This window comes from Terrabacter sp. Soil811 (genome assembly GCF_001429655.1).
Classification (GTDB): Bacteria; Actinomycetota; Actinomycetes; order Actinomycetales; family Dermatophilaceae; genus Terrabacter.
In genome coordinates this window covers 363,136-384,167 of record NZ_LMSX01000007.1, presented here as the reverse complement: position 1 = coordinate 384,167, position 21,032 = coordinate 363,136, and the positions used below count along the sequence as shown (strand labels likewise).

The window sequence follows — 21,032 nt, the reverse complement described above, 5'->3', positions numbered from 1 at the left end:
TGCCCGGGTCGCGCAGCGGGGCCCGGGCGCGCTCGGCACGCGTCACCTCACGGCGGTGGTCCCGGGCGGGTCATCCCGCCGTCGGAGGACGGGCCGAGGAGCACGACCGGGCGACGCGGTCGCAGCCGGCCGGACGGCATACCACCGGGGTCGACGGCGGCGCCGTCTTCGTCCTTGCCGCCCACGCCGAGGAGGCTGCGCGTCAGCGCCTGCGCGTCCGACAGGAGCTCGTCGAGGGCCTGGCCGAGGTGGTCGTCGGCCGGCGGCTCGTCGGCGACCGCCGCCGCGAGGACCGCGCGCCGCACGAGCTCCTTGGCGAAGGACGCTGTCGTGCCCTCGGCCCGGGCGGCCGCGGCCGAGATCGCCTCGGGGCCGAAGAGGTGCCCGCCGTAGAGGCGGAGCAGCTCGCGACGGCCCTCGGCGTCCGGCAGCGGGATCTCGGCGGCCAGGTCGACACGGCCGGGCCGCTGCGACAGGGCGACCTCCAGGTCCTCGACGCGGTTCGTCGTCAGCACGAAGGCGACGTCGGAGTCGGAGTCGAGGCCGTCGAGGGCGTCGAGCACCTCGAAGAGCAGGGGAGAGGCCCCCATCGGGGCGAACGACCGGTCCTCGGCGACGAGATCGCAGTCCTCGAGGACGACGATCGCCGGCTGGTGCGCCCGCGCGACCTTGGCGGCGTCGTGGATGAAGCGCAACGAGCCGCCGCTCAGCAGCACCGCCGTCGTGCCCGGCGTCGCCGAGAGCAGGTAGCGCACCGTGTGCGTCTTGCCGGTGCCGGGCGGCCCGTAGAGCAGGACCCCGCGCTTGAGGTGCTGCCCGTGGGCCACGAGCCGCTCCCGGTGCTCGCCCATGCCGATGACGTGGTGCGCCACCCGGTCGAGCACCCCGTCGGGCAGCACCACGGCGGCCGCGTCGACGGTCGGTCGCTCGATGAAGGTCACGCCCGCCATGCCGGGGCCGTAGGGGTCCGAGCCGAACGTCACGACCTGGCCGCGGATGACGCTGCGCTCGTCCATGAGCTCCTGGATGCGCGCCATGAGCGCGTCGGACACGTCGCGGTCGCGGGCGACGACCTCGATGGTCCCGGACTCGCGCCCGAACTGTCGGTTCATGCCCTGCTGACGGACCGCGACGGCGTGTCCGTCGAAGTGGAAGAGGCGGATGCCGGAGGTCACGACCTGTCGCTGGTCGTCCTTGCCGGGGCCGGTCGGCATCCGGTCGTAGTCGACCTGGCCGACCGACATGACCTGGCCGTGGAAGCGCTGCACGAGGTCGCCGAGCGACATGTGGTGACGCGCGTCGCCGGCGATGCCGATGACGGCGGCGTCGGGATCGGCGCCCGCGACCTCGGACAGGGCGATGTCCGCGTCGACGAGGCGGTGCGGCAGCACGGTCGCCGAGACGACGGCCAGCAGGTGCGGCTCGACCCCGAGGTGCTCGCGCAGGGCGTCCGACAGCCGCTGTCCGGCCTCGTCGGACGGTAGCGACTCGAGGATCCGCCGGAGGACGGAGTGGAAGTCGGCGAGCAGGGCGTCGTCGGCGCGGCCGGAGCCCGGGCCGGAGGGGTCGGAGGGGTCCATGACGTGACGATAGGTCGCCGACGGCGTCCGTGGGGCGTCCGCGAGGGAGGAGAGTCGGGCAGGAGTGTCGGGGCGAATCCGGCCCGGCGTTATAGCCTCGTCCCGTGCTGCTCTCCGACAAGGACATCCGGGCCGAGATCGCCGCCGAGCGGGTCGTGCTCGACCCGTGGGACCCCTCGATGGTCCAACCGTCGAGCGTCGACGTCCGGCTGGACAAGTTCTTCCGGCTCTTCGACAACCACAAGTACCCCTACATCGACCCGGCCGCCGAGCAGCCGGAGCTGACGCGGCTCGTCGAGGTCGGTCCCGACGAGGACAGCTTCGTGCTGCACCCGGGCGAGTTCGTCCTCGGCTCGACGCTCGAGACCGTGACGCTCCCCGACGACCTCGCTGCGCGCGTCGAGGGCAAGAGCTCGCTCGGACGGCTCGGCCTGCTGACCCATGCGACCGCCGGCTTCGTCGACCCCGGCTTCTCCGGCCACGTCACGCTCGAGCTGTCCAACGTCGCGACCCTGCCGATCATGCTCTACCCCGGCATGAAGATCGGCCAGCTCTGCTTCATCCGCCTCAGCTCGCCGGCCGAGAACCCTTACGGCTCAGCGGCCTACGGCTCCCACTACCAGGGGCAGCGCGGTCCCACGGCGAGCCGCTCGTTCGCGAGCTTCCACCGCACCCAGGTGTGAGCGCCGACCTCGACACCACCGCGGCCGACGGCGACAGCATGCCGCTGGCCTCCCTGGTCTGGGACGCGCGACCCGCGGACGCGGCCGTCGTCGCCCTCGTCATGCACGGCGGTGCCGTCGACGGGCACGAGCCCAACCGGCCCTGGTCGCACAACGTCGCGCGCCTCGTGCCGTTCGCCCGGTCCCTCAAGAGGGTGCCCGGTCCGATCGCCGTCGCCCGACTCCGCTTCCGCGTCCGTGGCTGGAACGGCGACGCGATGCCCGTCGAGGACGCCCGGTGGGCGCTGGCACAGGTGCGGGCGGCATACCCCGGTGTCCCGATCGCCCTCGTCGGTCACTCGATGGGCGGCCGGGTCGCGATGTTCGTCGGCGACGAGCCCGACGTCCGCCTCGTCGTCGGCCTCGCTCCGTGGGTCGAGCCGGGCGACCCGCACCCGGGCGATGGCCGGCGCACGGTCCTCGTCCACGGCGACCGTGACGTCATCTGCTCGCTCGTCCGCACCCGCCGCGCGGTCGAGCAGATGCAGGCCGACGGTCTCGACGCCTCCCTCGTCCGCGTCGCGCGCGCCGACCACGCGATGCTCGTGCGGGCCCGGCTCTGGACCGCCCTCGTCGCTGAGGTCGTCGAGGCCACCTTCGCGAACGAGCTCGGTGGCACGGGGGAGCCGCGATCCGGCCCGATCGGGGCCGTCGTCGCCCGGGTCGTGCACTCCGGGGGCGTCACGGTCGACATCTGACCCTCGACGAGGATCGCGGCGCGGTCGGGGCAGGCGGGTACGTTGAGGGACATGATCCGCTTCGAGGGCGTGACCAAGCGATACGCCGATGCGTCCGGCACCGACCGCGGGGACGGGTCGGTCGCTGTCGACGACCTGACCCTCGAGGCCCCGACGGGCAAGATCACCGTCCTCGTCGGTCCCTCGGGCTGCGGCAAGACGACGACGCTGCGCATGGTCAACCGGATGATCACCCCGACGTCCGGCACCATCTCGATCGACGGCCGCGACACTGCCTCGCTCGACGTCGCCGAGCTGCGCCGCGGCATCGGCTACGTCATCCAGCACGCCGGTCTCTTCCCGCACCGCACGGTCCTCGACAACGTCACGACCGTCCCGCGGCTGCTCGGCACCGACAAGCGCACCGCGCGGACGCGGGCCATGGAGCTCATCGAGCGGGTCGGCCTCGACCCGGCGATGGCCAAGCGCTATCCCGCGCAGCTCTCCGGCGGCCAGCAGCAGCGCGTCGGTGTGGCCCGCGCGCTCGCAGCCGACCCGCCCGTCATGCTCATGGACGAGCCCTTCTCGGCCGTCGATCCCGTCGTGCGCGAGCAGCTCCAGAACGAGTTCCTGCGGCTCCAGTCCGACCTCGGCAAGACCATCCTCTTCGTGACCCACGACATCGACGAGGCCGTCAAGCTCGGCGACCAGGTGGCGGTCCTGCGCGTGGGCGGCGTTCTCGCCCAGCTCGACTCGCCGGCCAAGCTCCTCGCCGACCCCGTCGACGACTTCGTCGCCGGCTTCGTCGGCCGCGACCGCGGCTACCGCGCGCTGTCCTTCGCCGCGGCTCCCGAGCTCTCGCTCGCCGACGAGCCCACCGTGTCCCTCGGTGCCAGTGCCGACGACGTCCGAGCCGTCGGTACGCCATGGGTGCTGTGCGTCGGGGCAGCGGGCGAGCCGTTGGGCTGGGTCCGGGCGGCTGCCGTCGAGTCCGAGGTGACGCGCACGGTCCTGCACCGCGGTGGCACTGTGGCCTCGACCACCGGATCGCTGCGGGCCCTGCTCGACGCGGCCCTGTCGTCCCCGAGCGGGCGTGGCGTCGTGGCCGACGACGACGGACGCCTCGTCGGCACCATCCGCGCCGCCGAGGTGATCCCCGCGATCGAGGCCCGGCGCGACGCCGTCGCCTCCCAAGCCCCCGCCGAGGAGGCGACCGCCCGGTGACCTGGGCCCTCGACCACATCGGCGACATCATGTCCCGCGCCGGCCAGCACGCCTGGCTCGCGGGGCTGCCGCTCGTGCTCGGTCTCGTCATCGCCCTCCCTCTGGGCTGGCTCGCGGTGCGCCGGCCGCGGCTGCGGGCCGTGCTGCTCACGACGACCGGTCTGCTCTACACGATCCCGTCGCTCGCGCTCTTCATCCTGCTGCCGCCGCTGCTCGGCACGAAGATCCTCGATCCCGTCAACGTCATCGTCGCGATGACCGTCTACACCGTGGCGCTGCTGACCCGCACCGTCGCCGACGGGCTCTCCTCCGTCGACGGGTCGACGCAGCAAGCGGCCATCGCGATGGGCTACGGCTCGTTCGCCCGGTTCCGCGCGGTCGACCTCCCGCTCGCGGTGCCCGTCATCGCGGCCGGCCTGCGCGTCGCTGCCGTGAGCAACGTCAGCATCGTCAGTGTCGCCTCGCTCATCGGCATCTCGCAGCTCGGCTACTTCCTCACGGACGGCTACGCCCGCTCCTTCCCGACCGAGGTGTGGGTCGGCATCGTCGCGTGCCTGCTCCTCGCGCTCGTCTTCGACCTCGTCATCCAGGTCGTCTCGCGGTTCCTCACCCCCTGGACCAGGGCGGTGGCCGCATGAGCCTCGCGACGATCTGGGCCTGGTTCACCGACCCGGCCAACTGGCAGGGCACCGACGGCGTGCCCAACCGCGTGCTCGAGCACCTGCTCTACACCGGGCTGACCCTGCTCATCGCGCTCGTCGTCGCCGTGCCGCTCGGCGCCTGGGTGGGCCACTCCGGACGCCTGCGCTGGCTCGTCACGGGCGCCAACGCCGCCCGGGCCATCCCGACCCTGGGGCTGCTCTTCGCCGTGTCGATGTTCGTCGGGCCGCTCATCCAGAGCGATCTCGCCTTCGTCATCCCGAGCATCACCGTCCTCGTGCTGCTCGCGATCCCACCTCTGCTGTCGGGCACCTACGCCGGCATCGACAGCGTCGAGCCCGCTGCGCGCGACGCGGCCCGGGGGATGGGCATGACCGGCTGGCAGGTGCTGACCAAGGTGGAGGCCCCCATCGCGCTCCCGCTCTTCCTCAGCGGCCTGCGCAGCGCGACCCTCCAGGTCATCGCCACCGCCACCATCGCGGCCTCCGTCAGCCTCGGCGGCCTCGGCCGCTACCTCATCGACGGGCTGGCCTCGCGTGACTACGTGCAGATGGTCTCCGGGTCGATCCTCGTCGCCGTCCTGGCCCTCGTCGCCGACGGCCTCCTGGCCCTGCTCGAGAAGAGGGCCGTCTCACCGGGAATCTCCGGACGGGCCACGCGTGTTGCCCGTTCACGCGCACGAAACTCCGATCCCCACTCCGAACCAGACCCCGACGGTGCAGACCGCTCGGACCCCGACTCGCGGCAGGCCGCAGTCGTCGGCTCCGGCAGCACCGGCCCCGTGGAGGCGACCGCCGCCACGGGCACCCCATCCGAAAGGGACCGACCATGACACGCACGCGCTTCCTCGCCGCGGGCCTGCTCCTCGCCGCCGTCGTGCCGCTCGCCGCCTGCGGTGGCGGCGGCGACCCGCTCGCCCCTGCCTCGAGCCCCGCTGCCGGCGGGACCGGTGGATCGACCGGCGCCGCCGGCTCGGTCAAGGTCGGTTCCGCCGACTTCCCCGAGAGCGCCCTGCTCGCCGAGATCTACGCCCAGGCCCTCGAGGCCAAGGGCATGACGGTGACGCGCCAGTTCAACATCGGCAGCCGCGAGACCTACCTCAAGGCCATCTCCGGTGGCGAGGTCGACGTGCTCCCCGAGTACTCCGGCACGCTTCTCACCTTCTTCGACAAGAACGCCAAGGTCACCCAGCCCGACGAGGTCTACGCCGCCCTGCAGAAGGCGGTGCCGGAGGGCCTCTCGGTCCTGGACAAGTCCGCGGCCGAGGACAAGGACTCCATCGCCGTCACCAAGGAGACGGCCGATGCGTGGTCGCTCAAGGCGATCCCCGACCTCACCGCGCACCAGGCCGAGCTGACGCTCGGGGCGCCGCCGGAGTTCAAGACCCGCCAGCGGGGCCTCGTCGGCCTCAAGTCGGTCTACAACGTCGTGCCCAAGGAGTTCCGCGCGCTGCAGAGCCAGGCCGCCGTCGCTGCACTGAAGAACGGCCAGGTCAAGGCCGCCAACATCTTCAGCACCGACCCGTCCATCGCGGCCGACGGCTTCGTCGTGCTCGACGACCCGCAGAGCCTCTTCGGCTCCGACAACGTCGTGCCGCTCGTGCGCACCGAGAAGGCCGACAGCCTCAAGGCGGCCCTCAACCCGGTCGCGGCCAAGCTCGACACGACGTCGCTCGCCGACATGGTCAAGCAGGTCGTCGTCGACAAGAAGGACGCGAGCGAGGTCGCCAAGACGTGGCTCGCGAGCGCCGGTCTCGCCTGATCCGGGGCACCTGCTGAGCGGCTGACGGCCTACGCCTTCTGTCCGCAGGACACGCCTGAGGCCCCCGCGTCGGATGCGGGGGCCTCGGTCGTGCCCCGACAGGACAGGCCGGGCTGACTCGGCCGTACCGGGAATGTAGCACCACCGAGAATGGTTCTCATTACAGTCGCGAAAACTCATGACCCCGAGACCGAAGGAGCCCCCATGGCCAAGCGCACCGACCTGCGCCCCGTCGTCACCCTGCGTTCGACCGCCGGCACCGGCTACAGCTACGTGACGCGCAAGAACCGTCGCAGCAACCCCGACCGCATGGTGCTGCGCAAGTTCGACCCCGTGGCGCGCGAGCACGTCGACTTCCGCGAGACCCGCTGACGGCAGGCGCTTGCCGCGACCCGCGGCCGACGCGCAGTGGCCACGTCCGACCTCGGACGTGGCCACTCGCGTATGCGGGCGCGATCAGCGGGTGAGGCTGCCTGCCTGGGGGGTGGTCTCGGGGGCGACGGGCGTCGACGCGGGGGTGGCCCAGGTGACGCTGACCGGCTCGGGCGCGAGCGGCGCGAACGTGGCCACGACGTCGATGCCGTCGCGGAGGAGCTTGACGAGCCGCTCCTCCGGGTCGTCGACACAGGCGCGGGCGATGCCGTCCACGGCGAGGGCGACGACCTTGGCGGCGTTGGCCGGCCGGACGGCTGCGGTGTTGAATCCCATGCGGGCCAAGTGGATCCGCGCCCAACGCTCGGCCGCCGGCGCCGTTGTGAGCGCGGCGCGAGAGGCCCTGGACAGCTGTCCGTGAGCGCGCCCGTCCTGCTCGGCGAGGATGCCCTCGGCGTTGAGGATGGCGAGGGCCATGACGTTCTGGCGCTCCTCGGCGGCGACGGGCAGTGCCGCCCGAGCCGTGGTCAGCACGAGCGCCGTCGTGACCCGTGGGTCGTCCGGGTTGAGGCCCACCACCTCGGGGATCATCATCACGAGGCGCTGGCGATGCGTCTCGTCGAGCATGTCGTTGACGCAGCGCGCCAGGGTCGCGAGCACCGGGTGCGTGCACTCCGGGTGGTCGCTCCACCGCTCGCCGGCCAGGAATGAGGCCATCTCCATGAAGCACGCGCCCTTGCGCGAGCTGCGGTGGCGGCCGCGCGACAGCACCGGCACGCCGTCGGGCACGAAGGGGGCTCGTCGTGACATCGTCGCTCCTCGGACTTTCCCATCAAGGATCCTGTGCGGGTTCCTTCATGGTGCGCCTCAATCGGCTCCTTGACCACCCCTTCTGTCCAACCCCGTGGTCAGGGTGGTGGCTGTGGGATCGCGTGCACTCCTGTCGCTGGGCGTCGGAGTGTGTGCACAATCGGCCCATGCCCGTCGACGCGCACGCCGAGTCCGAGAGCGGCGGGGTCCGCGCCCACGTCGCCGACTCGTGGCTGCGCTCGGCCGCGGCCGGCGTGCAGGTCGACACCGTCGACGCGCCGATCACGTTGCCCGGGGACGCCCTCCGCGACCACCGTGAAGCGCACCCGCTGGCGAGGGTCTTCCCCCTGCTCGACGACGTGCTCGGCCAGGCGGCGCGCGACTGTGACGCCGTGATGGCGGTGTCCGACGCCTCCGGTCAGCTGCTCTGGGTGTGCGGGACGCCGAGCGTGCTCCGTCGCGCCGAGTCGATCGGCTTCGTCGAGGGCAGCAACTGGGACGAGCGGCTCGCCGGCACCAACGCCCCCGGCATGGCGCTGCGCCTCGACCAGTCCGTCAACGTCATCGGCGCCGAGCACTTCCGGCACTCCGTCCAGCGCTGGAGCTGCGCGGCCACGACGATCCACGACCCGTCCGACCAGAGCGTGCTCGGGGTCCTCGACATCACCGGCGGTGACGACATCGTCGTGCCGCAGACGATGGCGATGGTGCGCGCCGCGGCCCGGATGGCCGAGTCCGAGCTGGCCCGCGAGCTGCTCGTCAGCGGCCGAGGCGCCCAGCCCGACGCCGTCGGGCGCGGGCTCTCGGTGCTCATGGAGTCGCTCGGTCGCAACGACACCCTCCTGACCGTCGACGACGGCCGGGGCCGCCGCCGGACGGTGCGGCTCAGCCCGCGGCACAGCGAGATCCTGCTCCTGCTCGCCTCGGCACCGCGCGGCCTCTCCGGCGACGAGCTCGCCGTCCTGCTCTACGAGGAGGACAGCAGCGCCTCGACGCTCCGGGTCGAGATGGGCCGGCTGCGCAGCCTGCTCGGGGAGGACCTCCTCGCATCGCGCCCGTATCGCCTCGTCGCCGAGCTCTCCGGGGACTGGATCGGGGTCGAGGCGCACCTCGCCGCCGGTGACGTCGCGAGCGCGATGCGGGCCTACCGGGGACCCCTGCTCCCGCGGTCGACGGCACCCGGGGTGGTCCGGCTGCGCGCGAGCGTCGAGGGCGACCTGCGTCGAGCCGTCCTCGGAAGCGGTCGCGCCGACCTCATGTCGGCGTGGACCCGCTCCGCGTCGGGCGCCGACGACTACGAGATGTGGCAGGCGCAGGCACGCGTGCTCGGCCCCGGCTCGCCCCTCATGCCCCTCGTCCAGAACCAGATCCACCGCCTCGACCGCGAGCTCGGCCCCACCTGACCCCAACCGGGCGTATGCCGTGACGCCGCCACCCGGCATACGCGACGCAACGTGGTTGCAACGTTGCGCTGCCTACGGTCACGCCAACCCCTGGGAGGGGAACCACCAAGGATGTTGGGAGATCAACCATGACCGTCTACGCACCGCCCGGCTCGCCGGACTCGCTCGTCACCGTCCTCGACCGTTACGGCCACTTCATCGGCGGCAACTGGGTCGACCCGAAGAAGGGCCTCTGGTTCGAGAACATCTCGCCGGTCAACGGCAAGCCGTTCTGCGAGGTCGCCCGCGGCACCGAGGAGGACATCGAGGCCGCCCTCGACGCCGCCCACGCCGCCGCACCCGCCTGGGGCAAGACCTCGCTCGGCGAGCGTTCGCTCATCCTCAACCGGATCGCCGACCGCATCGAGGCCAACCTCGAGTCGCTCGCCGTCGCCGAGTCGTGGGAGAACGGCAAGGCCGTCCGCGAGACCCTCGCCGCCGACCTCCCGCTCGCCGTCGACCACTTCCGCTACTTCGCGGGCGTCCTTCGGGGACAGGAGGGTTCGAGCAGCGAGATCGACGAGAACACCGTCGCCTACCACTTCCACGAGCCCCTCGGCGTCGTCGGCCAGATCATCCCGTGGAACTTCCCGATCCTCATGGCCGTGTGGAAGCTCGCCCCGGCCCTCGCCGCCGGCAACTGCGTCGTGCTCAAGCCGGCCGAACAGACGCCGTGGTCGATCCTCAAGGTCGTCGAGCTCATCGGCGACCTGCTGCCCCCGGGCACGCTCAACGTCGTCAACGGCTTCGGCGTCGAGGCCGGCAAGCCGCTCGCCAGCAGCCCCCGCATCGCCAAGATCGCCTTCACCGGCGAGACGACGACCGGCCGCCTCATCATGCAGTACGCCTCGCAGAACATCATCCCGGTCACCCTCGAGCTCGGCGGCAAGAGCCCCAACGTCTTCTTCGAGGACGTCGCTCAGGAGCGGGACGCCTTCTACGACAAGGCTCTCGAGGGCTTCACGATGTTCGCCCTCAACCAGGGCGAGGTCTGCACGTGCCCGTCGCGCGCGCTCGTGCAGAGCTCGATCTACAGCGACTTCGTGCCTGACGCGGTGGCCCGGGTCGAGAAGATCAAGCAGGGCAACCCGCTCGACACCGAGACGACCATGGGCGCCCAGGCCAGCAACGACCAGCTCGAGAAGATCCTGTCCTACATGGACATCGGCCGCCAGGAGGGCGCGAAGATCCTCACCGGCGGCGACCGCAACGTGCTCGACGGCGACCTCGCCGAGGGCTACTACGTGGCGCCGACGATCTTCGAGGGCGACAACTCGATGCGGATCTTCCAGGAGGAGATCTTCGGCCCGGTGGTCTCGCTCACGAGCTTCGACGACGAGGCCGACGCGCTCTCCATCGCCAACGACACCCTCTACGGCCTCGGCGCCGGTGTGTGGACCCGCGACGGCTCGCGCGCCTACCGGATGGGCCGTGGCATCAAGGCCGGTCGCGTCTGGACGAACTGCTACCACCAGTACCCGGCGCACGCCGCGTTCGGTGGCTACAAGCAGTCGGGCATCGGCCGGGAGAACCACAAGATGATGCTCGACCACTACCAGCAGACGAAGAACCTCCTCGTCTCCTACTCGCCCGACGCGCTCGGGTTCTTCTGAGCGGGCCGGCCCCCGTGGCCACCACGCCCCCAGAGACGGTCGCACCCGGTGAGCCATCGGCTTCCCCCAGCCGGGTCGACCTCACCGGTGAGGCGGCGGACCTGCTCCGCCGCCTCACCGGGATCCACGGTCCGCTGATGTTCCACCAGTCGGGCGGCTGCTGCGACGGCAGCTCTCCCATGTGCTTCCCGGCCGGTGAGTTCATGACGAGCGAGGCCGACGTGCACCTGGCCGACCTCGTTGTCGAGGGTGCCCCAGCGCCCATCGGCTTCTGGATGTCGGTCTCGCAGTACGAGTACTGGAAGCACACGCACCTCACCGTCGACGTCGTGAAGGGCCGCGGCAGCGGCTTCTCCGTCGAGGCGCCCGAGGGTGTGCGGTTCCTCATCCGCTCGCGCCTGCTGACCGGCGCGGAGCTGTCGGCCTTCGGCATCACCGCTCCGACCGTGGGCCGGGTCGGCTGAGTCCGACCGGACCGTGGAGGTCCGCACCCCTGTGCGGGGGTGCGGACCTCCACGCCGTCGTGGGCCGGGTGTCGGCGGGCGTATGCCGTCCGACCGGCGTATGCCGTCAGGCGGGCGGGGCGACCGCCGCCCCCGACTGCCCCGACCGCGAGAGCGCGTCCGCGACGAAGCCGCTCGCCTTGAGCTCCTCGACGAGCTCGTGGAGGAAGGCGACGGTCTCGACCGTACGCGTACACGTCGTTCCCACGGCCTGCCCGATCTGCATGAACGCCTCGTCGACGACCCGCACGTCGTCGCGGCGCGCGGCGAAGGCCGTGACGGGCTCGCGGATGCCGGCGCCGACCTCGAGACCCTCGGTGACGAAGACGTCGACGCCCTCGTCGCCACGCACGACCGTCGCGTGCGCCAGAGTGCGGGAGAGGAAGAGGTCGTAGGCCGAGCCCTCCTTGACCCCCACCCGGACGTCCTCGCGGTCCACGTCGGCGACGGAAACCACGGGCGAGTCGACGGGCACGACGTAGACGCCCTCGATGACGGCATACGGCGCCGTGAAGGCGACCTCGGTCGCCCGGGCCGGGTCGGCGGCGAGGAAGCACAGGTCGGCCGCGCCCGTCGTCATGGCCTCGAACGACCGGCGCGCCGCGTCGAAGCAGACCAGCTCGACGGGCACGCCGAGCCGATCGCCGACGGCGCGGGCGATGTCGACGGTCACCCCGCTGGGCGAGTCCGGGGTGCCTTGGGCGAGCACGGGGTTGCCGAGGTTGATCGAGGCGCGGAGGACGCCCGTCGGCGCGAGGTCCTGGGCGATGGCGGGCGTCGGGGTCGCAGTCACCCGGTCAGGCTACGGCGTCCTTGCCCCGGGTGGGCTTGCGGTAGAAGGCGATCCCGGGCACGGGCCGCTCGGCCTCGATGACGGCCGTGTCGGTGATCGAGATGCCCGGCCCGGCGACGATCGCGAAGAAGACCGTCTGGCCCAGCACGACGTCGACCTCGGCGGGCTCCGCCTGGCCGTCCGTGACCATGACGAGGACGCCCTGGCGCTGCTGGCTCTGCCAGGTCCGGATCCCCTTGTCCGAGCTCGAGTCGGGCGTCGAGACGCGGACGACTCCCTTGGCGCCGGAGCCGTGGGCGTCGGCCCACTCGTAGGTCCCGGTGCACGTGAAGGCGTGCGAGTAGCCCGACTCGTTGACGAGGCGGTCGCTCGAGAAGAAGTCCTTCTCGCCCGAGACGGCGAAGGGCCGGGCGTGCGGGTCGGGGCAGTGCCACATGACCATGTCGCCCGCGTTGACCGTCACCTTCGGGGCGTCGGGCACGAAGGCCTTGCCCTCGGCGTGGACGGTGACGAGCGTCTGGGCCATCTCGCCGCGCTTCGGGGAGTCACCTTCGACGACGACGACGTAGGGGTGGTCCTGGGCCAGGGCGGCGGTGCCGGCGTGGCCGATCGCGTAGGCGTAGGTGCCGGGCTTCATGAACCGCTGCCCGTAGCAGTCGGTCTGTCGCAGCGCCCTGCTGTCGAAGTGGTCGCTCATGGTTCCGCCCTCCTCAGGCGCTGATGTCGGCGCTGAGGACGAGCTCGTCCTCGGGCGCGTTGTGCTGGACCTCGGCGCCGACGGCGTCGATGTGGACCGAGACGGCCGGGTCGATCGCCGACGTCGCCGGCAGCACCTCGAACCACTCGGGCTGCTCGTAGACCGGGAAGCGGGTGCCCGAGATGAACGGCGTGATGATGGGGCCGAGCCAGCCGGTGAGCCCGGCGATCCCGATGGCCGCGGTGACGGCGATGGCGAGCCCGGCGAGGAAGGGACCGATGAGCGGCACCCAGGCGACGGCGGCCGCGACGGCGATCCCGATGCCGGCGACGATCGCCGCGGTCCCCGGGCCGAAGGCCAGGCTCGGCACGCCTTGGACGATGCCCTCGACCTTCCACACGCCACCGACGAGCGTCACGGACAGCCCGAGGTCGACGGTGGCCCGCACGAAGTCGCCGAACGACACGGGCACCGAGACGGTGGGCCACGTGATGTCGATCCGCGGGGTGCAGACCGTCCCGACGCACGGGATGTCGATGCAGACCTGGGGGATGTGGATCTCGGGGAGGAAGTCGCCGAGGTCGAGCGACAGCGTCGCGCTCGCGCTCCAGTCGAGGCGCAGGTCGGCGATCCGGAGGGTGCCCGGCGGGATGAGGTCGACGGTGCCGTTGCTCAGGGTGCCGCTCACGGAGTAGCTCACCGCGAACGGTCCGAGGCTGGACGAGCCGCTCGTCGACTGCGGGCCGAGCCCGGCGACGACGGTGTCGAGGAAGTCGTTGGCCGCGCCCTCGTCGATGGCGGCGATGATCTCGGACATGTGGGTCTCCTAGAGGTTGCCGCGGGCGAGCACGCGGTCGGTGTCGATGAGCGGGCCGACCGTCGGGGTCAGGGTGAAGGCGCCGACGCGCAGCGCCGAGACGGGGACGCGGATCGCCGTGAGGACGGCGCGCAGCATCTGGCCGATGAGGCACTCGAGCACCGACTCGAGGTCGTCCGGCATCACGTCGACGAGCTCGACCGCGTCGACGGCGAATCCGAGGGCGGGCTGCCCGTCGAACGTCGTCCCGACGAGGTGCCCGACGGCATACAGCTCGATGGTCGTGCACACGGGGTTCTCGGCCTTGCCCGGCTTGTCGTCCCAGCGGGGGTCGTCCGGCTCGTTCGGGTGGTCGCCACCGTGGTCGCCGTGCGGGTCGTGCGGGTCGTGCGGGTCGTCCTTGGGGTCGTGCCGGTCCTTCGGGCAGTCGACGCAGATCTGCACCTTCGTCGACACGCTGAACTGCCCCGGGCCGAGGCTCAGCTGGGGCGGCAGGGGCGCGTCCTCGTCGTAGAGGTCGAGGTGGGGCACCGAGAAGCGCACGTGCCACTGGATGCCCCCGGTGCCGGGGAAGAGGATCGGCGGCATCTGCGTGTCGGCCACGTCCGAGACCGGCACGAAGGCCGGTGACCCGTACGACAGCAGGTGTGGTCTGGCGGTGCACAGCGCCGTCACGAGGTCGTTGAGGGCTGACTCCTCGGCGGAGACGAAGACCTCGGAGGTATCGGTCAGGCTCATGGGTTCCCCCGGTGCTCGGGCCGGCTGCGGTGCGCCGGCTGCAGGGAGTCAGTGCGGCGGGCGCGACCCGCTGATACACGCCGACGTCGCGTGACGGCATACGCACAAGGCCCCCTCCGCGGGTGCGGAGGGGGCCTTCGTCAGGAAACGGGCGTATGCCGTCCGGCGGGCTCAGGCGACCGGTGCGGGCTCCGGGTCCGGCTGGGGCTCAGGCGTTTCCGCCTCGTCGGGCTCACCGCCGCCGTCGCCGCGGCGCACGGCGGCGAGGAGCATCTGGGCGACATCGACGACCTCGACGGCGTCGGTGGCCTTGCCGTCCTGGATCGCGGCGTTGAGGCCGTCGGAGAGCATGACCTTGCAGAAGGGGCAGCCGACGGCGATGCGCTCGGCGCCCGTCGCGAGAGCCTCCTCGGTGCGGTTGGTGTTGATCCGCGTGCCGAGCTTCTCCTCCATCCACATGCGGGCGCCACCGGCGCCGCAGCAGAAGGACTTCTCCTTGCTGCGCTCCATCTCGGCGTACTCGACGCCGGGGAGGATCTGGAGCAGCTCGCGCGGCGGGGCGTAGACCTGGTTGTGCCGACCGAGGTAGCAGGGGTCGTGGTAGGTCACCTTGGCGCCGGTCGACGCCGCTCCGGTGGCGACCGCGTCACCCGGGCGCGCGACGGGCGTCAGGCGCTTCTCGCGGACGAGGCGGTTGAGCAGCTGCGTGTGGTGCAGCACCTCGTACTGCCCGCCGAGCTGCGGGTACTCGTTCTTGATGGTGTTGAAGCAGTGCGCGCAGGTGACGACGATCTTCGTCGCGCCGACCTCGTTGAGGGTCTCGACGTTCTGCTGGGCGAGCATCTGGAAGAGGAACTCGTTGCCGGCGCGGCGGGCCGAGTCGCCCGTGCAGGCCTCGCCGTCGCCGAGCACGGCGAAGGAGACACCGGCGGTGTCGAGCAGCTCGGCCACCGCGCGGGTCGTCTTCTTGGCGCGGTCCTCGTAGGCGCCGGCGCAGCCGACCCAGAAGAGGTAGTCGACCTCGTCGAGGCTCTCGACGTCCTGGCCGACCTGCTTGACCTCGAAGGGGAGGTCCTTGGCCCAGTCCATCCGCAGCCGCGGTGCGAGGCCCCAGGGGTTCGAGTTCTTCTCGAGGTTCTTGAACAGGCCGTTGAGCTCGGCCGGGAAGGCCGACTCGATGAGGTTCTTGTAGCGGCGCATGTCGACGATGGCGTCGACGTGCTCGATGTCGACGGGGCACTGCTCGACGCAGGCGCCGCACGTCGTGCACGACCAGAGCACGTCTTCGTCGATGACGGCGTCGGGACCGTGCGGGTTGTAGGCCGTCAGCGGGTGGCGGATGTCGTAGCCGGTCTCGCCGACGAGCTGCTCGGTCGCGACGGCGCCCTTCGTGGCGTCGCTGAAGCCCTCGGCCGACTCGATGCCGCCCGCGCGGACCTCCTCGGAGGCGAGCAGCCAGGGCGACTTGGCGTGCGCGTGGTCGCGCAGCGTCATGACGAGCAGCTTGGGGGAGAGGGGCTTGTCGGTGTTCCATGCCGGGCACTGGCTCTGGCAGCGACCGCACTCGGTGCACGTCGTGAAGTCGAGCAGGCCCTTCCACGTGAAGTCCTCGACCTTGCCGACGCCGAGCGCGGCGTCCTCGTCGAGCTCGTCGACGTTCTCGAAGTCGAGCACCTCGCCGCCGACGCGGATCGGTTGGAGCTCGCCGAGGCTCGTGCGGCCGTCGGCGTGGCGCTTGAAGAAGATGTTGAAGAACGCGAGGAAGCGGTGCCAGGCGACGCCCATCGTCGGCTGGAGCGCGATGGTGATCATCCAGGCGAAGGAGATGAGGATCTTGACCGCGGCGATGACGACGATGAGGTTCTCGACGGCGCTGACCGACAGGCCGGTGAAGAAGTTGCCGATCCAGCCCGTCAGCGGGAAGTGGAGGGCGGTGTCCATGCCGGTGCCGGTCTTGCGCGCGAGGGTCCACTCGAGGGCGCGGAGCAGGCCGATGCAGAGGGTGACGCCGAGGATCGTCAGCTCGACGTAGTAGGCCTGCCACCACGTGGAGCCGAAGAAGCGGCTGCGGCGACCGTCCTCACCGGCGGCCGAGCGCGGGTGGTTCTTCTGGCGGATCGCCATGAGCACGAGGATCGAGAGGAAGCCCGCGAAGGCGAAGAAGTCGGTGATCCACTCGTAGGGGAAGAAGTGGCCGATGAGCGGCAGCACGAACTCCGGCTGGAAGAGCTGACCGAACGCGTTGAGCAGGGTGAAGAAGAGGACGCCGAAGCTGACCATCGTGAACCAGTGCGCGATCGCGACGACCGGCAGGCGCGACATGCGCGTGTGGCCGAGGAACTCGCGCAGCAGCGTGCGCGTGCGGGCCCCCTTGTCGTCGCCGCGGTCCTCGGGCTGGCCGAGGCGGAAGGTCGCGAGGAAGTGGTTGACCGTCTTGACGAGCAGGGCGACGGCGACGGCGGTCACGCCGAGGCAGACGACGACGGCGACGATCTGGAGCGCACTCATGCCGGGGAGTCTACTGACGCGTGAGCAAGCGCTTAGTGATTGTGACGGCCGTCGCGGCGTGACGCTCGTCCCCTTCGTCCCGCGCCGGGCGGCATACGCCCTTCGGGGTGTGTGCCGGGTGGCCCGGCGTCGTGTCGGCGCCCGGATCATGGGCGCGGCCTTGGCAATCGATAACGACGTGTTGGAATATGCATAACGAGAACTCGGTTGTCGGAGACAATCGAGGCGACAGACCGTTCCGCCGTACCCAGCCGAAAGGGCTCCAGCAATGCCGATCTACGACGACGTGACCAAGCTGATCGGCAACACGCCGCTCGTGCGCCTCAACAAGGTCACCGACGGGGCGCAGGCGACCGTGGCCGCCAAGCTCGAGTTCTACAACCCCGCCAACTCCGTCAAGGACCGCATCGGCGTCGCCATCATCGACGCCGCCGAGGCGAGCGGGCAGCTCGAGCCCGGCGGCACCATCGTCGAGGCCACCTCCGGCAACACCGGCATCGCGCTCGCCATGGTCGGCGCCGCCCGTGGCTACAAGGTCGTGCTGACGATGCCCGAGTCGATGAGCAAGGAGCGCCGCGCGCTGCTGCGCGCCTTCGGCGCCGAGCTCGTCCTCACCGACCCGTCGACCGGTATGAAGGGCGCGGTCGCCAAGGCCGACGAGATCGTCGCCGAGCGAGGCGGCGTGCTGGCCCGCCAGTTCGCCAACGAGGCCAACCCCGAGATCCACCGCAGGACCACCGCGGAGGAGATCTGGAAGGACACCGACGGCGAGGTCGACATCGTCGTCGCCGGCATCGGCACGGGCGGCACCATCACCGGCGTCGGCCAGGTGCTCAAGGCCCGCAAGCCGAGCGTCCAGATCATCGCCGTCGAGCCCGAGGAGAGCCCGATCCTCAACGGCGGCCAGCCCGGTCCGCACAAGATCCAGGGCATCGGCGCCAACTTCGTCCCCGAGATCCTCGACACCGAGGTCTACGACGAGGTCATCGACGTCAACGCCGAGACCTCCGTCAAGTGGGCCCGCCGCGCCGCGACCGAGGAGGGCCTGCTCGTCGGCCTGTCGTCCGGTGCCGCCATCGCTGCCGCCGTCCAGGTCGCCCAGCGTCCCGAGAACGCCGGCAAGACGATCGTCGTCATCATCCCGTCGTTCGGTGAGCGCTACCTGTCGACGATCCTCTTCGAGGGCCTCGTCGACTGACGTCCCCTCGTTCGCCCGCCCCACCTGCAATGCCACCAAGGAGTCGTGCATGAGCACCGCACCACAGATCGACCACGAGCCCCGGCCGGCCGAGAAGCCGCTGACGCTCGTGCGCGGTGACGGCGCGGCCGAGGTGGTCGGGACAGCCGGGGAGCCGGCGGCGACTGTGACCTCCCACGCAGCCGCCGTCGTCCCCGGCGGGCGGTCGTATGCCGGCCCGCTCGGCCTCGTGCGCAAGCTCGCCGACCGGGCCCGCGAGGACGTCGACGGCGCGATCGAGCGCGACCCCGCGGCCAACTCCCGGCTCGAGATGGTCCTGACCTCTCCTGGGCTGCACGCCATCTGGGCGCACCGCGGCCTGCACGAGCTGTGGAAGCGCCCGGGCGGACGGCTGCCGGCGCGGGTCCTCGCGACGGTGACGCGCTCGATCACGGGCGTCGAGATCCACCCGGCGGCCCGGCTCGGCCGGCGGTTCTTCATCGACCACGGCATGGGAGTCGTCATCGGCGAGACCGCCGAGGTCGGCGACGACGTCATGATCTACCACGGGGTCACCCTGGGTGGCCGGTCGATGGAACACGTCAAGCGGCACCCCACGGTCGGCAACCGCGTCACCATCGGCGCCGGTGCCCGCGTGCTCGGGCCCATCCGCGTCGGCGACGACGTCCAGATCGGCGCCAACTCGGTCGTCGTCAAGGACGTCCCTTCCGGCGCGGTCGCGACCGGCATCCCGGCGGTCATCCGGTTCCCGAAGCGCGACGCGACCAACCAGTGGCTCGACCCGGCGATGTACATCTGACCCACTGCTCCGGCACCGCCGTCATCGTCCTGCGGATGGTCCTGCCGCTCGTGGGGTGATGACCACACCAGACGCAGCATCATGAGGCGTGTCATCGGGCGCGTCATGGTCGGCGCCGGGATGATTCGGACGGCTGGGTCGCCCGCGGCTAGACTTCCGCGGACACTGGAGGGCTCGCATAGTGGCCGAGTGCGGCGGTCTTGAAAACCGCTATGGGTTCATAGCCCATCGTGGGTTCGAATCCCACGCCCTCCGCCAACTGCTCCGTCGGCGCGGAGCGCCTTCGGAGCAGCTTGCGGAGGCGTGAGATGACGGGGAGCGCTGGGCCCGGGCGAGTAACGAGCCCGGTACCAGCGCGGAGTCCCACGCCCTCCGCACGCTGGCCGGAGCGCGTCGCCACGCCGCAGGCCACGGGTGCACCCAGACAGCGCGGGAGATCGCGCAGCTCGTGTCGCCAGGGCGCAGCAGTCGCACGACCTCGTGCGCGATCTCACGCGCGACCTCACGACCCCACTCCTCCGGCCTGGCCTCGGACCGGATCCGGGCATGAAAAAAGGGCCTCCGGAGATCCGGAGTCCCTTTTGTTCTCATGCGCCGGCCTCGACGGTGAGCCCAGCGGTTGCACGCGCTCTCAGAGCAGGCCGAGCCTCTCCTCGAACGTCGTGCTGGAGTTGTACTGACCGACCGGCATCGACGTGGACGGACGGTTCATGGCCGCGAAGAACGACACGATGTACGACATCTCTGTATTCAGTTTCCTTGGTGACTGGGCCCGCCGACGCGTCGTCGCGGGCCCGGTTGGTCGACCGTCATTGCGGGACGATCAGGACCGGCGGACCACCCGCGACCCGGCCGGGAGCGTGGCCGGGCCGTGGGCGATGTCTGCTCGACAATGGTAACAGTTCCGCAACCATGCTCCCGACCGGCGTTGACCTTTGGGTGGGGCCGTGAGATACGACAGTGTGACCAGACATTCCGGCTCGGATCCCGCGCCCGACACCGCCGAGATCCTGAGCCGGCTGGCCCCTCTCGAGCTCACGTCGGCGAGCCCTCTCGTCCTGCGGGGACGCCGCTTCGACGCTGCCTCGCCCGCCGTCATGGCGATCGTCAACCGGACCCGTGACTCCTTCTTCAGCGGCAACCGCCACGCCGACCTCGAGTCCGCCAAGGCGGCCCTCGTCGAGGCCGTCGAGCTCGGCGCGGACCTCGTCGACGTCGGTGGCGTGCGCGCCGGTCAGGAGGGCGAGGTCGTCGACGCCGACGAGGAGATCCGGCGCGTCGTCCCGTTCCTGCAGTGGGCGCGGGCCGAGCACCCGGACGTCCTGCTGAGCCTCGACACGTGGAGGTCGGAGGTGGCCCGTGAGGCGGCCGGGGTCGTGGACCTCGTCAACGACACGTGGGCCGGACACGACCCCGAGCTCGTCCACGTCGCGTCGGGCATCGGTGCCGGCTACGTCATCTCACATACCGGCGGCCTTCCGCCCCGGACCGATCCGGTCGACGTCACCTACGGCGACGACCCGCTCGACGTCGTGCGGGACGTCGTGCGCACCCTGGCCGACGGCGCCCTGGCGGCCGAGCAGGCCGGCATACCTCGTGAACGCATCCTCGTCGACCCCACGCTCGACTTCGGCAAGACCACGGCGCACTCGCTCGAGGTCCTGAGGCACACGGCCGACATCACTGCCCTGAACTACCCTGTGCTGCAGGCGATGTCGCGCAAGGACTTCGTCGGGGAGTCGCTCGACCTGCCGGCCGAGGAGCGGCTCGAGGGGTCGCTCGCGGCGACCGCGGTGGCGGCCTGGCTGGGGGCCACGGTGTTCCGCGCGCACGACGTCCGGGCGACCCGGCGCGTCCTCGACATGGTCGCGACGATCCGCGGCGACCGACCCCCGCGGCTCGCGCTGCGAGGCACCCGACGTGACGTCGCGACGAACGGTTCCTGAACGCCCAAAAACGAGTGTCATCCGACGGGCCGACCGGCCGGTATTCTGCTAGGTTCGTCGCGGTTGCAGTTGCAGTTCCTCGCAGTCGAGCAGGTGCCCGTCATCCGCAACGGTGACGGGTTTCCTTTCGGCTTCGGTGGGTTCGCGCCCGTCGAGTGGAGTCAAAGCGGCA

General features: G+C 71.2%; 20 protein-coding genes and 1 tRNA gene. 14 read left to right on the top strand and 7 right to left on the bottom strand.

Annotated features, from left to right (window positions below):
- Positions 1–47: 47 nt before the first annotated feature.
- A complete protein-coding gene (locus ASH01_RS08690; RefSeq protein ID WP_056774293.1) occupies positions 48–1,580 on the bottom strand; it encodes an AAA family ATPase in 1,533 nt (510 codons plus the stop codon).
- Positions 1,581–1,684: 104 nt separating this feature from the next.
- Between ASH01_RS08690 and dcd the strand changes: the two genes are divergently transcribed.
- The 7 genes from dcd (at position 1,685) to rpmG (ending at position 6,996) form a co-directional block, all read left to right on the top strand.
- A complete protein-coding gene (gene dcd / locus ASH01_RS08685) occupies positions 1,685–2,263 on the top strand; it encodes a dCTP deaminase (RefSeq protein ID WP_020143865.1) in 579 nt (192 codons plus the stop codon).
- A complete protein-coding gene (locus ASH01_RS08680; RefSeq protein WP_082619615.1) occupies positions 2,260–3,000 on the top strand; it encodes a serine aminopeptidase domain-containing protein in 741 nt (246 codons plus the stop codon). Before dcd ends, ASH01_RS08680 begins: the two co-directional genes overlap by 4 nt.
- Positions 3,001–3,051: 51 nt before the next feature.
- Positions 3,052–4,203: an ABC transporter ATP-binding protein gene (locus ASH01_RS08675; protein WP_056774290.1), complete on the top strand. Its 1,152-nt coding sequence runs from the start codon at positions 3,052–3,054 to the stop codon at positions 4,201–4,203.
- Entirely contained in the window at positions 4,200–4,841 is a 642-nt protein-coding gene (locus tag ASH01_RS08670) for an ABC transporter permease (RefSeq protein WP_056774286.1), read from the top strand. Before ASH01_RS08675 ends, ASH01_RS08670 begins: the two co-directional genes overlap by 4 nt.
- Positions 4,838–5,695, top strand: coding sequence for an ABC transporter permease (locus ASH01_RS08665; protein WP_056774283.1), 858 nt, complete (start codon positions 4,838–4,840; stop codon positions 5,693–5,695). Before ASH01_RS08670 ends, ASH01_RS08665 begins: the two co-directional genes overlap by 4 nt.
- On the top strand, positions 5,692–6,624 hold the full coding sequence (locus tag ASH01_RS08660) for an ABC transporter substrate-binding protein (protein ID WP_056774280.1): 933 nt from the start codon (positions 5,692–5,694) through the stop codon (positions 6,622–6,624). Before ASH01_RS08665 ends, ASH01_RS08660 begins: the two co-directional genes overlap by 4 nt.
- Before the next feature lie 204 nt (positions 6,625–6,828).
- Positions 6,829–6,996: a 50S ribosomal protein L33 gene (gene rpmG, locus ASH01_RS08655; protein WP_020143871.1), complete on the top strand. Its 168-nt coding sequence runs from the start codon at positions 6,829–6,831 to the stop codon at positions 6,994–6,996.
- An 84-nt stretch (positions 6,997–7,080) separates the two neighbouring features.
- Here the strand turns inward: rpmG and ASH01_RS08650 are convergent, their stop codons facing one another.
- A complete protein-coding gene (locus ASH01_RS08650; protein WP_056774277.1) occupies positions 7,081–7,806 on the bottom strand; it encodes a hypothetical protein in 726 nt (241 codons plus the stop codon).
- A gap of 167 nt (positions 7,807–7,973) precedes the next feature.
- On the opposite strand from ASH01_RS08650, the gene ASH01_RS08645 reads away from it, so the two are divergent.
- The 3 genes from ASH01_RS08645 to ASH01_RS08635 all read left to right on the top strand — a co-directional run bounded on the left by ASH01_RS08645 (position 7,974) and on the right by ASH01_RS08635 (position 11,325).
- Positions 7,974–9,209, top strand: coding sequence for a helix-turn-helix domain-containing protein (locus tag ASH01_RS08645; RefSeq protein ID WP_056774274.1), 1,236 nt, complete (start codon positions 7,974–7,976; stop codon positions 9,207–9,209).
- Positions 9,210–9,337: 128 nt separating this feature from the next.
- Positions 9,338–10,861, top strand: coding sequence for an acetaldehyde dehydrogenase ExaC (gene exaC, locus ASH01_RS08640; RefSeq protein ID WP_056774271.1), 1,524 nt, complete (start codon positions 9,338–9,340; stop codon positions 10,859–10,861).
- Positions 10,862–10,875: 14 nt separating this feature from the next.
- The gene (locus ASH01_RS08635; protein WP_056774267.1) at positions 10,876–11,325 is read left to right on the top strand and encodes a DUF779 domain-containing protein; all 450 of its coding nucleotides are present in this window, start codon (positions 10,876–10,878) and stop codon (positions 11,323–11,325) included.
- A 106-nt stretch (positions 11,326–11,431) separates the two neighbouring features.
- On the opposite strand, the gene ASH01_RS08630 is transcribed toward ASH01_RS08635, so the two are convergent.
- The 5 genes from ASH01_RS08630 to ASH01_RS08610 form a co-directional block, all read right to left on the bottom strand.
- Positions 11,432–12,157, bottom strand: a complete 726-nt coding sequence (locus ASH01_RS08630; RefSeq protein ID WP_056774266.1) for a transporter substrate-binding domain-containing protein — start codon at positions 12,155–12,157, stop codon at positions 11,432–11,434.
- 4 nt (positions 12,158–12,161) lie between these two features.
- Positions 12,162–12,854 carry a hypothetical protein gene (locus tag ASH01_RS08625; protein ID WP_056774263.1) on the bottom strand — a complete coding sequence of 231 codons (693 nt, stop codon included), beginning with the start codon at positions 12,852–12,854 and terminating at the stop codon, positions 12,162–12,164.
- Positions 12,855–12,867: 13 nt separating this feature from the next.
- A complete protein-coding gene (locus tag ASH01_RS08620; RefSeq protein ID WP_056774261.1) occupies positions 12,868–13,671 on the bottom strand; it encodes a hypothetical protein in 804 nt (267 codons plus the stop codon).
- A gap of 9 nt (positions 13,672–13,680) precedes the next feature.
- Positions 13,681–14,409 (bottom strand): hypothetical protein, encoded by a 729-nt coding sequence (locus tag ASH01_RS08615; RefSeq protein WP_056774259.1) that lies wholly within the window; start codon positions 14,407–14,409, stop codon positions 13,681–13,683.
- Between the two features lie 171 nt (positions 14,410–14,580).
- Positions 14,581–16,917 (bottom strand): (Fe-S)-binding protein, encoded by a 2,337-nt coding sequence (locus ASH01_RS08610; RefSeq protein ID WP_056774257.1) that lies wholly within the window; start codon positions 16,915–16,917, stop codon positions 14,581–14,583.
- A gap of 268 nt (positions 16,918–17,185) precedes the next feature.
- Here ASH01_RS08610 and cysK point away from each other — a divergent pair, with 268 nt between their 5' ends.
- The 4 genes from cysK (at position 17,186) to folP (ending at position 20,860) form a co-directional block, all read left to right on the top strand.
- A complete protein-coding gene (gene cysK / locus ASH01_RS08605; RefSeq protein WP_056774255.1) occupies positions 17,186–18,115 on the top strand; it encodes a cysteine synthase A in 930 nt (309 codons plus the stop codon).
- A 49-nt stretch (positions 18,116–18,164) separates the two neighbouring features.
- A complete protein-coding gene (gene cysE / locus ASH01_RS08600) occupies positions 18,165–18,914 on the top strand; it encodes a serine O-acetyltransferase (protein WP_082619614.1) in 750 nt (249 codons plus the stop codon).
- Positions 18,915–19,081: 167 nt separating this feature from the next.
- Positions 19,082–19,172: transfer RNA gene (locus ASH01_RS08595), tRNA-Ser, on the top strand.
- A gap of 749 nt (positions 19,173–19,921) precedes the next feature.
- On the top strand, positions 19,922–20,860 hold the full coding sequence (folP, locus tag ASH01_RS08590; RefSeq protein ID WP_443081116.1) for a dihydropteroate synthase: 939 nt from the start codon (positions 19,922–19,924) through the stop codon (positions 20,858–20,860).
- Positions 20,861–21,032 lie beyond the last annotated feature (172 nt).

Excerpts from the sequence above, each read along its gene's own strand:
- ASH01_RS08690 (WP_056774293.1), bottom strand. The coding sequence starts at position 1,580 with ATGGACCCCTCCGACCCCTCCGGCCCGGGCTCCGGCCGCGCCGACGAC.
- ASH01_RS08675 (WP_056774290.1), top strand. The coding sequence starts at position 3,052 with ATGATCCGCTTCGAGGGCGTGACCAAGCGATACGCCGATGCGTCCGGC.
- ASH01_RS08665 (WP_056774283.1), top strand. The coding sequence starts at position 4,838 with ATGAGCCTCGCGACGATCTGGGCCTGGTTCACCGACCCGGCCAACTGG.
- ASH01_RS08660 (WP_056774280.1), top strand. The coding sequence starts at position 5,692 with ATGACACGCACGCGCTTCCTCGCCGCGGGCCTGCTCCTCGCCGCCGTC.
- rpmG (WP_020143871.1), top strand. The coding sequence starts at position 6,829 with ATGGCCAAGCGCACCGACCTGCGCCCCGTCGTCACCCTGCGTTCGACC.
- ASH01_RS08650 (WP_056774277.1), bottom strand. The coding sequence starts at position 7,806 with ATGTCACGACGAGCCCCCTTCGTGCCCGACGGCGTGCCGGTGCTGTCG.
- ASH01_RS08645 (WP_056774274.1), top strand. The coding sequence starts at position 7,974 with ATGCCCGTCGACGCGCACGCCGAGTCCGAGAGCGGCGGGGTCCGCGCC.
- exaC (WP_056774271.1), top strand. The coding sequence starts at position 9,338 with ATGACCGTCTACGCACCGCCCGGCTCGCCGGACTCGCTCGTCACCGTC.
- ASH01_RS08625 (WP_056774263.1), bottom strand. The coding sequence starts at position 12,854 with ATGAGCGACCACTTCGACAGCAGGGCGCTGCGACAGACCGACTGCTAC.
- ASH01_RS08620 (WP_056774261.1), bottom strand. The coding sequence starts at position 13,671 with ATGTCCGAGATCATCGCCGCCATCGACGAGGGCGCGGCCAACGACTTC.
- ASH01_RS08615 (WP_056774259.1), bottom strand. The coding sequence starts at position 14,409 with ATGAGCCTGACCGATACCTCCGAGGTCTTCGTCTCCGCCGAGGAGTCA.
- ASH01_RS08610 (WP_056774257.1), bottom strand. The coding sequence starts at position 16,917 with ATGAGTGCGCTCCAGATCGTCGCCGTCGTCGTCTGCCTCGGCGTGACC.
- cysK (WP_056774255.1), top strand. The coding sequence starts at position 17,186 with ATGCCGATCTACGACGACGTGACCAAGCTGATCGGCAACACGCCGCTC.
- cysE (WP_082619614.1), top strand. The coding sequence starts at position 18,165 with ATGAGCACCGCACCACAGATCGACCACGAGCCCCGGCCGGCCGAGAAG.